Genomic DNA, 14,323 nt, shown 5'->3' with positions numbered 1-14,323 from the left:
GGGAGTGTGTAGCGAGGCGTGGCCCGCTCGCATGGGTGTTGACTACAACACCGCTATGTAATTGGGCGCCAGGCATCGACATAGCGGCCCACAGCGAGCTACGCGAGCGGCATGTCAGGCCGTTGAGGGGCCAGCGTGGTCAATTTCGATGTCAACTTCGGCGGTGGCGACGTCCTTGTCGAGCCGGATCCATCGAGGAATGTCGCCTGATGTTGGTGCGTCTGGATAAGCGCTTGACCAAATCCTTGCTGCTCGTTCTCGGCAGTCACGCCCGCGGTCGCTTTCCCCGAGCGATTCGGCCAGTTGTGCCAGATTCGTTAGGATCGATGCGACGTCGGTGTGGTCGGGTGACAGCGATTGCTCGCTGATTGCTAGAGCGCGGCGCAGAAGCGCCGACGCCCGGTCAAATTCTCCTAGTTCAAACAGAACCACCGCGAGGTTGTTCAAGGTCACCCCGGTATCCGGATGGGCTGGGCCCATGGCTACCTCGTTAACGGCGAGCGCTCTGTCGAGCGCCTCGCGCGCTAAAGCGAGGTCCCCGAGATCAGCTGCCACAGCGCCGATGTTAATGAGATCGGACGCAACAGCGGGATGTGACCGTCCTAGAGCGTCCTCATCGAAGCTGAGTGCTCGTGTCAAGGACACACGGGCACCCTGCAGATCACCAGCATCAGCCAGAGCGTTCGCTAGGTTATTAAGTGACGTCGCAACGTCGGGATGGCCGGCTTCGAGGTAGGTCTGCCGAATAGTAAGGGCTCGTTCATGAAATTTACGGGCACTCGCAAAGTCTCGAAGCCCTCGAGATACGTTGCCCAAATTGTTGAGCGTGACGGAGAGCTGCACATGCTCGTCGCCGAGCGTTGATGACTCAATGTCCAAGGCTCGCTGGTGACACTCCTTGGCCTGCTCCAGCTCGCCTAAGCCTCTCAGCACCGTACCCAGGGTATTGAGCGCGACGGCGACGCGGGGGTGAGAAGTGCCCCGGCTCTGCGTCTGGAGCGCGACGGCCTCCTCCAAAACTAACTTGGCCTGGCTCAGCTCGCCCCGAGCACGCAGAACCGTGCCGGTCTTGTTGAGGACATCTGCGAGATCCGGTGTCACGAAGTCGTGGGGTTGCCGTAGCAATCCTACCAACTCCTCGAATATGGCGAGGGCTTCGATGTACCTACCCGTAACCCGCAAGTAGGTTCCGGAACGATCGAGAATCACCGCGGCCTCGTGCAAGGCGACACGCAGCTCCGTTGCGAAGCGGGCGGCGCTCAACACGTGTGGTAAGGCGACAGCGCACATGGGCCAGCTGTGCGTGGCGTGCGGCTCGGCCGGGAAGAATGAGCGTGCCATACCTACCGCAATCGACGCCCAACGTCGGCGGTCACCCTCAGTCATGGACAAACGGGTGCTTAGCTGTACGAGCCTGTGTAAAGAGACACTGTCACGCGAGGCCTGAATCAATGAGTATCGGCTCAACAAGCTGACGGCTTTGTTGTACGCCAGCCGGTCCTCGCTGAGTGAACGTGTGCGTCGAGGCAGGGAAGGCACTTCGGTCCGCAGGAGAGCATGGGGAACGCCCTCCGGCGCAAAGAAGCTACACAGGTTGAGCACGTCTTGGGCGGCCGGCATCGCCTTGCGAACAGCCTCCATGGCCATCAGCCAGGTGGAAGCCACCGTGCGGGGATAGTTCGACACTGATCCCAGCGCAAGGACCTCAGACGTCCTCTGCTTCAGCAGAGAGAGATACTCGCCGAACCCGGTTGACGTCTCCTCCATGTAGGAACGGGCCTGATCCAGCGCAAGCGGAAGGTCTCCGAGGAATCCTGCGAGTTCACTGGCGTCGTTTTCCTCTCCCCGGCCAGGACGCAGAAAATCAACCGACTCCGCCCGGGACCATGGATTGACGATCAAGGTTGAGAAGTCTCGCCAGTAGGTCCCGCGCGTGGTCGCGATGACGTGACCTTCATTGGAATCAGGAAGATATTCACGAATACTTTCTTCCGATTCGACGTTGTCGAATACCAACAGCCAGCCGGTGCGGCTAGCCAGCCAGCGCCTGACAATCTCTACCTGTTCATCGCGAGGCTGCCCTGCGGCCAGTTCGACGTTATAGACTCCTGCGAGTTCCACGAAGTCTTCGCCCAGGACAGCGCTGTCCTCGGCACGCACCCACCAAATGATGTTGTATTCGGTACGAAATCTTTCCATGTAGGCGAGCGCAAGTTGGGTCTTCCCTACACCGCCCAAACCGGCCAAGGCGATTCGCCGTTCGGTTGTCAGGGTCGCGCGCACCTCTTCAATAAGCCGATCGCGGCCGGTGAACCGCGTAGTCAGTCGTGGTCGCGGAATTCCAGTCGGCATTCTGTCCTCCACCACCGTGACCTCTTCTTTCTGGTTCCCCTGCGTACGAAATATCGCACTGAGAATGATAAGGACGATGCCGAAGCCGCCCAGTATCAATTGCCTTGCGACTGAGCTGACGGCCGGTAGAGTGACACCGGCCGCTTCGACTCCTCCTGCCACGATGGCTGCCACGACGCAGAGCGTTCCGGCTGCTGCGATCCTGAAGTCGAGTCTGGCCGGCGCTCTCGATTTCTGACGGGCGATGGACAGGCTAGGCTTTTTCAGAATCATACGAATCCCCTGCGTTTGGCCCTGAAGTTGCGTCGCCGCGCGCCTTACCTATTACGTCGCTGGGCCCCTATTGACTAGTTCAGTAAGGACCAGTGCTATTGTTTTCTCGTCGTTAAGCTTATGGGATATCGCCCTGTCGGCCGTATATGCGCCGAAGCTGGCATACGGGCCCACTAGAGTAGGCGCATCACTTTGCAAGCTGGAAAGGTGAGCCCGAACGGTGCCAAGATCCCCTCTGCGCACAGGCCCAGTCAATGCCGCGTCGCCAAACTTTAGAGTATTTTCCAATGACGCACGAAGGATGGGTCCGAGTAGATCCCCAGGACTTTCGACGCCCGCCTGCTCGACAATTTCCATGGCGCCGGCTACTAGAGAGATGAGATTATTCGCTCCGAACACCATGGCCGCGTGGTACAACGTTCGCTTGTTATCCGAAATCCATACCGGAGCGCCACCCAGATGCCGGACGAAATCTTCAACTACCGGGCGGCACTGTTCCGGCGCCGTGATTCCGAAAGGGGTCTGCTCGAATTTCTCGAAATCATCAGGCTGGCCCGCAAAGGTCATGGCCGGATGCATGGCCACGGGCATAACGCCGAGCGCGGAAGCAGGCTCTAAGGATGCTAGCCCGTGCGCACCGCTAACGTGCATAATGTATTGCCCTGCAACCAGCGTGCCGTCGGCAGCCAGCCTCTCGGCCATTGGTCGTATAGCGTCGTCAGGCACCGCCAGGATTACACAGTCAGCTTGGCGCGCTATCTCCGCAGGTGCCATGATTTTTACATCAGGCAGGCGCTCCCCTGCTCGGGCGCGAGATGCTTCCGAGCGCGCGGAGACGCCGACGAGATTGTCTCCCATGGCAACAAGCTTTTGGCCGAGGGCAGTTCCCAGGCGGCCCGCGCCGATCACTCCGATGGACCCTTGTTGTATCGACTTCACAAGCGTGCGTCCCCTAAGTTCAACTCACTACTTCTTCTGGTCTGTGAAGATCTCTGTGCTTCTGGTGATCGAGCCATGCTCTAGCGCGGTCCACGCTGGCCAGAGGCATCCGCGCTCCGGCAAATTGCCTAGCGATATTGCGTAGTGTAACGGCGACATCCCAATCTGTCGCTACACCGGCGAGGAGTCTGGACATCCGGAGCCCACGCTGAAGGACACCGTCTCCTCGGGATGGCCCCTTCCCGAGGTACACAGTAGATCCTCAGCCGACATGACGGCAGCCATCCAAAGTGCTCGGGGTGGCGTGGATACGGGTAGCGTGCGGTCATCCTCGTTTGGCCGATGGCGCCCACGGTCAGAGCCGGCCCGTTGTCGGTCTTGGCGACCGGCGCGGCGGCCACGGCGCCGGGCCGCGGTTGTCAGGACGGCCACGGCGGGGCCGAACTGGCCGGCGCGACGTCGCCGTCGTCGCTCTTCACCAGGGTCAAGATCAGGGCCGGGTGGTCCGGCTCGTCGTGGCCGGCCGGGGGCGGGTCGTCGATCCAGCGGACGATTTCGCCGTTCGAACACGCCTGCAGCGCCTTGATCTCGATCAAGTCGGCGTCCGGCAGCGAGTCGAGCGACACCCACAACTGCTGGAACTGCCCGGGCTTGACGCCCGCTCCGACCCTCGCCCGTCTGGACAATCTCGGTCACCGCCTAGGTGTCAGTGCGGTCGCGTCGCCACCCCGCGGAGCTGTATCCGGAGTGACCGTCACGTGCGCGAACGCTCACGCCTCCGAAGCCGAGCATCACCGCGGCCCCGACCCCCACACACTCACCGCTCCGCGAAAGAGTTCCCGGGGCGGTGGCGTTGCCACCGCCGATCCCGGGGAGGTCAATTGGATCCGTCCGCGTCATGATCCGCTACTTTGCCGATGACTCTCTGCAACAACCCGCGTGAGTGGCACGCGTGGGTGGAGAAGCTGATTGCGGCGAACGATCTCGGCCCAGTCGTTAACCCCGAAGCCGAGCTGCGCATCCATGTGGCTCAGCGGCTCGGCCCTTGCGCCCTCGACACCCACGATTGGTTCTACACGCCGGGCAGCGGCGCCATGATCGACCAGCTGCTCGGCCGCCTCCCGATCGAGGAACGCGGAGCGGTCCTCCCGACGTACCAGGGCCTCGGCCGCTCTGCCCGGCGCGACGCATGACCTGACCGCCGCCCGCAGCCACGGCATCATCGACGCCTTAACCAGCGCCGACGTGATGACCTTCGCGGACAAGGGCTACCAGGGCGCCCGTGGCAGCGTGCGCACCCCGTTCAAGCGGCGCCGCTTCCGGCCGAAGCTGTCCCGCCGCCAGAAGGCGGTCAACCGGGCACACGCGAAGATCCGCGCCCGCGGCGAGCGCGCGATCGCCACGCTCAAGACCTGGAAAATTCTGGCCAAGGTGCGCTGCTGCCCGCGCCGCGCGACCGCGATCGTGCAGGCCATCCTCGTTCTGCACCACGTCGAAGCCAACCGCTACGCAGGATGAAAATGGCTCATGGCAAGCGGCGGCGAGATCACCCCAGGCAGCCGGTCCTGGCAGGCCCAGTACACCGTGGGCGACCTGCGCTCGGTGGTCGCCGAGGCGCACCGCTCCGGGGTGCCGGTCGCCGCCCACGCCCACGCCGTCAGCGCTATCGAGCGTGCACTGGACGCTGGCGTCGACACCATCGAGCACGCCATCTTCCGGACGGCGGACGGAGTCCGGCCGAATTCCCAGCTGATGGACCGGCTCGCGGACCACGGAAGCACCCGGCAACGCCTGCTCCAGCGCTCGCCGGTGCCATGGCCTTTCAGGGTTTTAGCGCTTGATCGATCTAGCGGACTGTACCGGCAGTGGACCACCGGCCAGGCTCAGATCACCTTTCGCATCCTGTTGGTTCGGGCCCAGCGGTTCGAGTCCTGGCCAAGATCCTCGATCCGGGCGGGACTCTCCGAAGCCCAGCCGGGGTTAAGCGGCAGCGTCACCTAGTGTGACCGCATTCGGCGGACGCTCAAATCGATGCGGACGCGACGCGCTGACGAACCGCTGCTACCGCTACAGATGGGCCCTGAACAGGAAAAATGCGGTTCTTATTCTGCCAACTATGGTCCACCAAGCAAATGGCAGGTCAGAACGGGTTTCGTCCCATCGGGACGGGACCCGATTTCTATGCCCGGACCCACTGGGGAAATCTGGGGAGACGAGCTCGTCAGCCGGGAGAGTTTCACTCCCCACTCCCCACTCCCCACTCCGCCAGTAGCTGATCAAGAGTACGACTGACGACCGCGGAGGGCCCTCGGTCTGTGGCCAGGTGAACGGGTCGACGGTGTGGCCCCTCGGCGTTGAGGACCAGGGCGAGCACGGTGACGGCCTGCTCGTCGGGCCGGGCGCCGACCTGGTCGGTGACGGCGGGGTCCGTCATGAATCCTCAGGGGCAGCGGGCGAGGTGGGCGGATCGGTAGGCGGTGCCGCGGCTGGCCTGAGCCGGTCCAGAATCGCGGTGACCACCGCGGCGGTATCGGGATCGAGCCCGTCGAGCAGGGTGGCGCTGCGCTCGCCGGCCAGGATGCGGCGTAGCGCCGCGGCGAACGCCGCCGCTTGCGGGTTGGCGGCGAGAGCGTCGAGGGCCCGTGGCAGCGCGGCGCTCATGTCGGGGTCGCCGCCGGCGGCGACAACCGTGGCTTCGATCAGCGCGTTGAGCGCGTTGATCGCGTCGTCTTGGTCGTTGGGGTCGGTGAGGGTGTGCCAGGCGTCGGGGTCGACGGTGACGGTGCCGGCGAGAACGTCCATGAGGCGGCGTACTACGGCGGTGTCGATCGGGTCAAGCCCGTCCAAGGATGGGGTGCGGTCGCCCGCGGCAATGTCGCGCAGCACCGCGACCAGCTGCCGCCAGTCGCTTTGCTCGCCGCGGGTGGTGAGGGCCTGTTCGGCGACGGCGGCGGCGTCGGAGTCACCGCGATGGGCGGCAACCAGGGCGGCGATCACCGGTTCCCACCAGGTCAGGTGCCGCTGGACCTCCAAGGCTTCCTCCGAAGTTAGGGCGCGCGCCTGGCGGAGCACCTCGTCCATCGCCGCCTGTCCGTCCGGGGCGCGGGCGGGTAGCCGGGCCACGAGGTCGGACAGATGTACTCCTTCGACCTGGTCGACGATGCGGCACACGTCGGCGAACGCTGTCGGGGGCGGCGCCTCGTCCCGGGTGAGCAGTCGGGTGAGGGCGCGGACGTCTTGCGTTAAATCGCCGTCGCCCATCTGATAATCGATCACTGCAGTGGCCAGGCGGTGGGCCCACACCTGCTGCGGCTCGCCGCCGTACCGGTCCAGGTAGATCGCAAGGTTGGCGTGGCTGACCTGGATACCGTTCGGATCGTCGGCGGTGTAGCCCAGCCGCAGGGCGTCCTTGCCCAGCTCGATCGCCGGGCCGCCGTGACCCAGCTCGTCCTCTAGGTCGGCCAGCGCGGACAGGACCTTGCCCAGCACGGTGACGTTGTGGTCCGCGTCGAAGACCGTCCGGCACCGCTGCAGCAGTGTCCGGGCCTCACCGACGCGGCCCAGCCGCAGCAGCGGCCCGTAGTCGTTGAATGCAGAGAAGGCCTGGTCGGCGTCGCTGGCCCCCCGCCCCCGTAGGGAGGCGAGTTGTTCGGCATTGAGGTCCAGCGCCCGCTCCCACCGGCCGAGGCGCCGTGCCGCCTCCCGGCCGAGGTCGAAGATCGCTTCCCGGACGTTCCAGGGGGCTGTGGCCTCGGGTATATCGGAGGACTCGGGGAGGGCCGCCATCGCCGGGCGGAGCTGTTCCACCGAGGCAAGTACCTGTTCGGCGTTTCCCTGCATGTTGAGGATCTGCAGCCGCCGCCCCTCGTCGCCGAGCTGGGTCCAGGGGCCCCATCCGGCTCGACGGGTGTACTCCTTCTTGTCCTCGGCAAGGCTGAGTGCCTCGTCAAAGCGACCCCGCCTACGGTAGTGGTTGAGGAGGTCCGAAGCGACCAGCGAGGCCGTCGGGAAGTCCTGGCGGGTGACCGCGGTGTCGAGCAGGTGACGCATCTCTTTGGCGGCGTCGTGGGGGCGGATGTACGCCATGGCTCCAGCGTGGAGCCGCCCCGCTTCAAGTTCCACGTCGGTGCCGCGGCCGCCCTCGCGAACCTTGTCCAGCCATGGGAGCACCGCCGCCCCGGTCCCCAGCGACTGGTCCCGGAACAGGAGCGTCTCGATCGGGTAGAGCACCTGCTGCCACTTGCGTTGCCGGATCAGGTAGGGGGCGGCGGCCAGGGCCGCCCGGCGGACCAGCCAGCCCAGCTCCTCCCCCTCCCGCTCCCGAGCAGCGTTCAAGAGGGCCAGCCAGTAGGCGGCGACTTCGGTGTCGACTGCGGTGGACAGATCGGGGCCGGCCGTGGTGCGGCCAGACTCGGCGACACCGGGATGCAGGTGGAATCGCAGGGGCTGGCCGGTGTCCGGGTCGCGGTCGACGGCGACGAGGGCCTGCTCCAGCAGCGGGGCCAGGGCGGCGTCCAGGGCGGGGGGTGGGCCGGGTTTGTTCAGCCGCTGCCACAGGTCGGCCCAGTTGGCCTCGACCACGAGGCCGATGCGGTCGTCTTGTTCCAGGCAGCACAGCAGCCCGAACAGGGTCGCCGACCCGTCGGGCAGGGTGCTGGTGGTGCCGCGGGTCCAGCCGTCGAGCACCCGCAGATAGTCCTCGCCGGTGGCGGATGCCTCCTGGTGCTGCAGGAAGGTATCCAGGCGGGTGCCGGTGTCCAGCCAGGTCTGATCCGCCTCCTCCAGCCGGGCAAGCAGAGCGGCCGGATCCTCGGCTTGCCCGTCGGCCAGCTCGATCAGCTTCGGGTGGCCCTGCACCACGGCGAGGGTGCGGGCGGCCAGCGCCCGGGCCGTGCCCAGGTCGAGGCCGGGACTGGCGCCGTCGAGCAGGGTCCGCAGGTGCGGCCATTCCCGGGCCAGCAACACCGCCTCGGTCAGCGACAGCGCGTGCACCGGCTCCACCAACACCCCCGCCGGCAGCGAGGCGATCCGGCGGCGAGAGGTCAGCACAACCCGAGACAGGCCGCGGTGGCCGGTGAGCGCATCGATCAGCAGCTGCCACCGCTGGTCGCGCCAACCGCCGGTGTCGGTCAGCAACGACTCCAAGTTGTCCAAAACGAGCAACACCCGCTGCCGTTCCAGGAACTCGGTCAGGGTCGGCAGGAAGCCGGCCAGCGCGGCAGTGTCGTCGACCAGATGCGCCAGCTGGATTCCCGGCAGCTGCGCCTCCAGGTCCAGTGCGAAGTTCGTCAGGGCGGCAGTGATGTCATGGCCCTCCGGCGGAGCCTGATGCCACACCAGCCGGGCGAACCCGTCCTCGTGGGTGTACGCCAACTCCAACGCACACGCGGTCTTGCCCGCCCCCGCCATCCCGTGAAACAACACCCCGCTGCGGCCGCTACGCGGAGCCAGCGCGGCGGTAGCCCGCGTCATCGGCCCCACCCGGCCCACGAACCGCTGCGGCTGCGGGTCGAATCGGGCCAACTTCTGCTGCTCAGCCTGGAACACCACCGGCTGACCAGGCGGCGCGTCCAACCTCAGATCAGCAGCCCGCGCACCGAACAACGCCGGCGTGGTCACCGACAACGCCGGCGCCCCCGCCGTCGGCGGATCCCGCACCACCCGCGGCATCGTCAACCCCAACGCCCGAGCCACCGGCTGCCCCTTACCCAACACCAGCTGATAGAACGAGCCCGCAAGAGCGATCGCGAAATCATCCACCACCGGAAACCGCATCGCCAGCACCGCACAATCCAGCCGGCGTACCAGCTCGGTAGCCACCGCCGGCAACGACCCCTCCGACTGGTCCGAGCCGTCGCCAGGCGCGACGCCGTCAGCGCCGTGCCCGTCGGCACCGTTCCCGGCGACCGGGGGACGCAGGCCGAGCAGGCGCAGATGCTCCGCCGCGGTCACCGCCGCCGACTCACACGTCGACAAGGTGACCAACTTCAACTGCTCCCCGGTCAGATCCAGCAGATCCACCAAGTCCGCACTGGAGATCAAATCCCGGCGGCCGGCATCATCCTCCAACAACAACCCGGCCGGCAGCCCATGCCCAGAAATATGCAGCACGTCCCAGCCCGGCTCCTCCAACAACACATCCTCCAACCGGGCCCGGGTCGCGCCGTACTGCAACACCCGCAACTGCACCGCCCGGCCATTGGCCGCCGAAAACTCCTGCACCAACTGCGCCAGCGCATACCGCTCCCGGCGCAGATTCAACGCCGACGCATCCTCCGGCAGGCTGAACACCGCCAACATCCGCAGCCGCTCACCCACCGCGAGCTTGTCGGACACCTCACCACCGACCTGATCGATGACGACCGTGACCCGCTGCATCGCCAACGGGCGACCGTTCACCGCGGCCAGCTCCCACGGCCGGTAGGCCAACACCTCCGCCCCGGCCGGCACCTCCAGCCGCACCGGCTGGCGAGCCTTCACCAACGCCGGCCCGACCGGGCCCAGCACCTGCTCCCCGATCCACGCCCCCACCTGCGCGGTCAGCTGAGCCTCACTGGCCAACCGCCGATCCGGCGCCGCATGCCACAACAAATACTCATCCAGGCCGGTGAACGCCTCGTACTGCCACTCCCGGGCATCCAACTCCACCACATGATCGGCCAGAAACCGGCCACCATCAGCGTCGCTCAGCCGCCACCGCCACCGCGTCGGCCCCGCGAAATCCAACACCTCAAGCCGCAACATCCACCCACCACCCCGCATCGTGGCCGCACCGCTCCACACTCCTACAACCACGCCGAACCAGTAAATAACCACACCTGCCGATCACCCGGACGATGAGACAGCAGTCAATGACCACATCGACCGCTCACCCCGCCATCCAGCGGACAGGGACCGGCGGTCACCGAGGCCGCACGGACGCCGCGAAGCCGCCTCATTCCCTGCCGTCGACTGTGGTGCGTCGCCACCCCCACCGGGCGTTGTGGCTGCTGACGGCCGGCGAAGAGCCGGCGTTCGCATTCCGCTTCAGTCCGCACGGTGGCCAAGGACGATGCGCCGACATACGTTGCTTCGCAAACCGAGCCTCCGACGGATGCTCGGCGTCGGGGTCAGGCAAGCCACCGGTCGAACCAGGCACGGGTACGCCGCAGCACGTCAAGCTGGTGACCACGTTCCCGGATCGCGTGCTTCTCCCCGGGGTACACCACGTACTCGTGTTCTACCCCATACCCCCGCAGCGCCCGGTGAAAGAGCTCTGCCTGCGATATCGGAACGTTGGTGTCGTTCTCGCCGTGCAGGATCAAGACCGGCGTGCGCACCTCACCGGCGTACGAGATCGGGCTCTGGCGGCCGTTACTTCCGCTGAGGGCGGCCTCGAACCGGCCCTCCTCCCCGGTTGCGGCCAGCATGGCCCAATCGCTGATGCCGGCCCCCATCAAGGCGGCCCGGAACCGGTTCGTCTGCCCGACCGCCCAGGCCGCCATGAATCCGCCGTGGCTCCAGCCGCCGATCCCCAGCCGGTCCGGATCGGCCACCCCGTCGGCGATGAGCCGGTCGATGCCGGCGCCGATGTCGGTCCACTCCGCCAGCCCGACCGCCCCGGCGACCCGGACCGCGAAGTCGTGGCCGTGGCCCATGCCGCCGCGCGGGTTCGGCAGGAACACCGCGTATCCCGCGGTGGCCAGCCATTGGCCGGACGGGTCCCAGCCGAGTTGGAGCCGGTCGGCGTGCCGGGCGTACGGGCCGCCGTGGACCAGCGTCACCAGGGGGAAGGGCCCGGATCGGCCGGGCGGCAGGATCAGCAGGCCGTCGAGGTCCAGGCCGTCGGATGCCTTGTACGACAAGCGTTGCTGAACGCCCCACCGGACGTTTTCCAGCTCGGGGCGGAGGTTGGTCAGCCGGGTCAGTGGCCCACCGACCGGTCCGGCGTGCACGTCGGCCGGCTCGTAGGACGTGCTGACCACCGCCGCAACGGTTTCGCCGTTCCGGCTCGTGGTCAGTGATGTTGCGTGGCCCTTGATCCGGGAGACCTCGACGAGGTGGTGGCCGGCCGGATCCAGCCGGTGGATCGCCGTGTCGAGGCCGTCGGCGACCAACACCAGCGGCGGACCGGTGTCCACCTGGACCAGGCCGATCGGGCAGACGGTGGTGCCGGCGGTCACGCTGCGGTGCTCGCCCACCGGTACGGCGACCTCCAGAACCGCTTGCCCGCCCACCAGCAAAGGCGGGGTCTTCGCCAGGTACGCCAGGTGCCAGCCGTCCTCGGCGGACCACCAGACCAGCGACGACGCGTCCGCGGCGGCCGGACCCAGATCCCGCACCGTGCCGCCGACCGGGTCGAGCAGGTGCAGGGCCGGCTCGATCAGACCCGGGTCCACGTCGGGAGTCGACCAGGTGAGCACGGCCAGCATGCCGTCGCCGGGCCGCTGGACCACCTCGACGACATGGCGATCGCCGAACGCAGCGGGTGTCCGGATCTGCCCACTGCGGACGTCGAGCAGCCGCAGCCGGTCGGGCCCGTCCTCGGCCGGGGCCGCGATCACCACGATCAGGTCCGGATCGGTCAGCGGAAGGTGGGCCGTCACTCCGCCCGGCCACGACGTGACCGTCTGCACGACTCCGTCGGACAGCCCGACCCGGCACACCTGCGTCGTGCCGCGCTCAGCCCGGTCGGAGAGAAAGTAGATCAGCAGCGAGTTCGCGGCCCACCGCGGTGCCGCGTCGTTGCTCTCCCCCGACGTCAGCCGGCGTGGCGGCTCGCTGCCGTCGGCCGCCGCCACCCAGAGCTGGCCGATCGGGTGGTCACCGGCCCGCCCGACCGGCGCGACCACGTACGCGACCCATCTGCCGTCGGGCGACAGCGTCACCGTGCGTGGCACACGGCCGTCGACCACCATCTCGGCGGTGAGCGGAGGGTGAGCCACCGAGGCAGAGTAGCGCTCGCGGGTCGCCTGACTGCCCGACCACGTCCAGTTGGTCGTGGCAGCGTTGATCACCGGTGAGCGACCTGAGCACCGACGAGTCCCTGACGACCGGCACGCAGGCGCGGCGGCCGGTGACCGCCGCGGTCGGTGGCGCGTTCATCCTGGTGTGCGCCGTGGTCATCGCCGGCGCGGTGGTAGCGACTGATCACGTGCTGACACCCGACGGTCCGGCCCGCCGGTTGGACTACCCGGCGGCGACCTGGCCGTTGCTGCTCGCACTGGCAGTCGCCGGTGTGACGGTCATGGCCCATCACCGGTGGGCGCGCGCCGCGGCGCTGCTCGCCGCCGTCGTGGCCGCGCAGCTGGCCGGCATCGGGCTGATCGCCATCCGGGCCTGGTTCGCCATCAAGGGCTTCGGCGGATCGGGCAGCCTCACCGCGACGCACATCACCTGCGCGGCCGCCGCGGCGCTGGCCGCGGCCGCCGCCACCGTGTCGGCCGCAGGCCTGGTGTGGCGCGAGCCCGTCGACGGGTGGCGCAGCCTCGTCCCGGCCCGGCCCATGCTTGTCGGCGCCGGCGTGGCGGTGCTCGGCCTGCTGCCGCAGCTGTGGAACGCAGCCGACGAAGCCGGCGACATCACCGGCCTGGCCCAGATCGCCACCCTGACCTACTCGCTGCCGTGGGGCGTGGGTCTCGTCGTCGCGGGCTGGATCCGTGGCCGTTCCGCGGTCGCCGTCACGGTTTCCGCGCTGCTGTTCGCCATGTTCATGGTGGCCACGAACATGCTCGGCTACTACGCGGCGTACCCGCTGGGCGACTGAAACTCGGTATCACAATCTTGCCGGGCCCGATACACACGGTAGATGCGCGAAGAGACCCTGGCCGGCGGTAACACCACTGGTGCCGTACTCATCGACGGGTTTGTCCACAAGCGGGCCTCACCGTGGACGGCGACCGTGCATGCTGTGTTGCGGCATCTGGAAGATGCCGGTTTTGCCGGCGCTCCGCGCGCGCTCGGCTTTGACGACCAGGGCCGGGAGGTGCTCACCTTTCTGCCGGGCGAGACGATCGGTGACCGGGAGCCATCGCCGGCCTGGACGTCGGCCGATTCGATGCTGGCCCAGGTCGGCCGGTGGCTGCGCGGGCTGCATGACCTGACCGCCGGCTTCACGGCGCCGGCGGAAGAGTGCTGGTTCATCGGTGGCGCGATGGGTCCCGGTCTCGTCGTCGGGCACCAGGACGCGGCTCCCTACAACGCGGTGGTCGACGGCGACCGGCTCGTCGGCTTCTGTGACTGGGACATCGCCGGCCCGTCGTCGCGGGAGTGGGACCTGGCGTTCTCCGCGCTCACCTGGGTGCCGCTCGCGTCGCCGCGCGACGGCGCCGGCTTGAGCGGCCCGGACCTTCGGGAGCGGTCGCGGCGGCTCCATCTTCTGCTTGACGCGTACGGGTATGACGGCGATCGGCTCGCGTTCGGTGCTGTGGTGCCGGAGCGGGCCCGGCGGCAGGCCGGGGTGATCCGCAGCATGGCCGGCGCCGGGGATCCGGCGTCGATCGCGCTGCTGCCCATCGCGGAACTTCTCGAACGCTCCGCGACCGACGTCGAGACCCTGCCCGACACCTTCTGGCGGCCCTCGGCGGGCTCGGCGTGATGCCGAGCCCGCCGGGTCACAGCCTTATCGCCGCAGGGTGAGCACGCCCGGGCGCCACGGCAGGTTGTTGTAGTCGCCGCCGGCGTTGGGGTCCTTGCCCTGGTAGAGCAGTTGCAGGTTGCAGGGGTCGACGGTCTTGGTCTGGTCCGGGTTGGTGCGGACCAGGTCTCCGTGGCTGATGTC

At 67.5% G+C, this 14,323-nt stretch carries 10 protein-coding genes and 1 pseudogene; 5 read left to right on the top strand and 6 right to left on the bottom strand.

Going from position 1 to position 14,323, the window contains the following annotated elements:
• Positions 1–114: 114 nt before the first annotated feature.
• The 3 genes from fxsT to AB0C12_RS42950 form a co-directional block, all read right to left on the bottom strand.
• A complete protein-coding gene (fxsT, locus tag AB0C12_RS42960; RefSeq protein ID WP_360556886.1) occupies positions 115–2,526 on the bottom strand; it encodes an FxSxx-COOH system tetratricopeptide repeat protein in 2,412 nt (803 codons plus the stop codon).
• Between the two features lie 150 nt (positions 2,527–2,676).
• A complete protein-coding gene (locus tag AB0C12_RS42955) occupies positions 2,677–3,564 on the bottom strand; it encodes a DUF2520 domain-containing protein (RefSeq protein ID WP_360556884.1) in 888 nt (295 codons plus the stop codon).
• Positions 3,565–3,983: 419 nt separating this feature from the next.
• A complete protein-coding gene (locus AB0C12_RS42950; protein ID WP_360556883.1) occupies positions 3,984–4,250 on the bottom strand; it encodes a DUF1775 domain-containing protein in 267 nt (88 codons plus the stop codon).
• A gap of 270 nt (positions 4,251–4,520) precedes the next feature.
• Between AB0C12_RS42950 and AB0C12_RS42945 the strand changes: the two genes are divergently transcribed.
• From AB0C12_RS42945 to AB0C12_RS42935, 3 genes and pseudogenes are all read left to right on the top strand, one after another.
• Complete coding sequence (locus tag AB0C12_RS42945) at positions 4,521–4,757, top strand: hypothetical protein (protein ID WP_360556881.1); 237 nt, start codon at positions 4,521–4,523, stop codon at positions 4,755–4,757.
• Positions 4,726–5,082: pseudogene (locus AB0C12_RS42940) on the top strand (transposase family protein); the annotation flags it as partial. The gene AB0C12_RS42945 and the pseudogene AB0C12_RS42940, both read left to right, overlap by 32 nt.
• Positions 5,083–5,091: 9 nt before the next feature.
• Positions 5,092–5,565 carry a hypothetical protein gene (locus AB0C12_RS42935; protein WP_360556879.1) on the top strand — a complete coding sequence of 158 codons (474 nt, stop codon included), beginning with the start codon at positions 5,092–5,094 and terminating at the stop codon, positions 5,563–5,565.
• Between the two features lie 429 nt (positions 5,566–5,994).
• Here AB0C12_RS42935 and AB0C12_RS42930 read toward each other — a convergent pair whose 3' ends face one another.
• Positions 5,995–10,308, bottom strand: coding sequence for a CHAT domain-containing protein (locus tag AB0C12_RS42930; RefSeq protein ID WP_360556877.1), 4,314 nt, complete (start codon positions 10,306–10,308; stop codon positions 5,995–5,997).
• A gap of 365 nt (positions 10,309–10,673) precedes the next feature.
• Complete coding sequence (locus AB0C12_RS42925; RefSeq protein ID WP_360557039.1) at positions 10,674–12,461, bottom strand: prolyl oligopeptidase family serine peptidase; 1,788 nt, start codon at positions 12,459–12,461, stop codon at positions 10,674–10,676.
• A gap of 101 nt (positions 12,462–12,562) precedes the next feature.
• On the opposite strand from AB0C12_RS42925, the gene AB0C12_RS42920 reads away from it, so the two are divergent.
• Both AB0C12_RS42920 and AB0C12_RS42915 read left to right on the top strand, forming a co-directional pair.
• Positions 12,563–13,309, top strand: a complete 747-nt coding sequence (locus AB0C12_RS42920; protein WP_360556875.1) for a hypothetical protein — start codon at positions 12,563–12,565, stop codon at positions 13,307–13,309.
• Between the two features lie 42 nt (positions 13,310–13,351).
• Positions 13,352–14,140: an aminoglycoside phosphotransferase family protein gene (locus AB0C12_RS42915; protein ID WP_360556873.1), complete on the top strand. Its 789-nt coding sequence runs from the start codon at positions 13,352–13,354 to the stop codon at positions 14,138–14,140.
• Between the two features lie 24 nt (positions 14,141–14,164).
• Here the strand turns inward: AB0C12_RS42915 and AB0C12_RS42910 are convergent.
• On the bottom strand, positions 14,165–14,323 hold a 159-nt coding region (locus tag AB0C12_RS42910), incomplete at its 5' end, for a non-reducing end alpha-L-arabinofuranosidase family hydrolase (protein WP_360557038.1).

It is taken from the genome of Actinoplanes sp. NPDC048967 (assembly GCF_040649415.1).
Lineage (GTDB): Bacteria > Actinomycetota > Actinomycetes > Mycobacteriales > Micromonosporaceae > Actinoplanes.
Note: the sequence above shows the minus strand (reverse complement) of the source record. Positions and strands in the feature narration are given on the sequence as shown.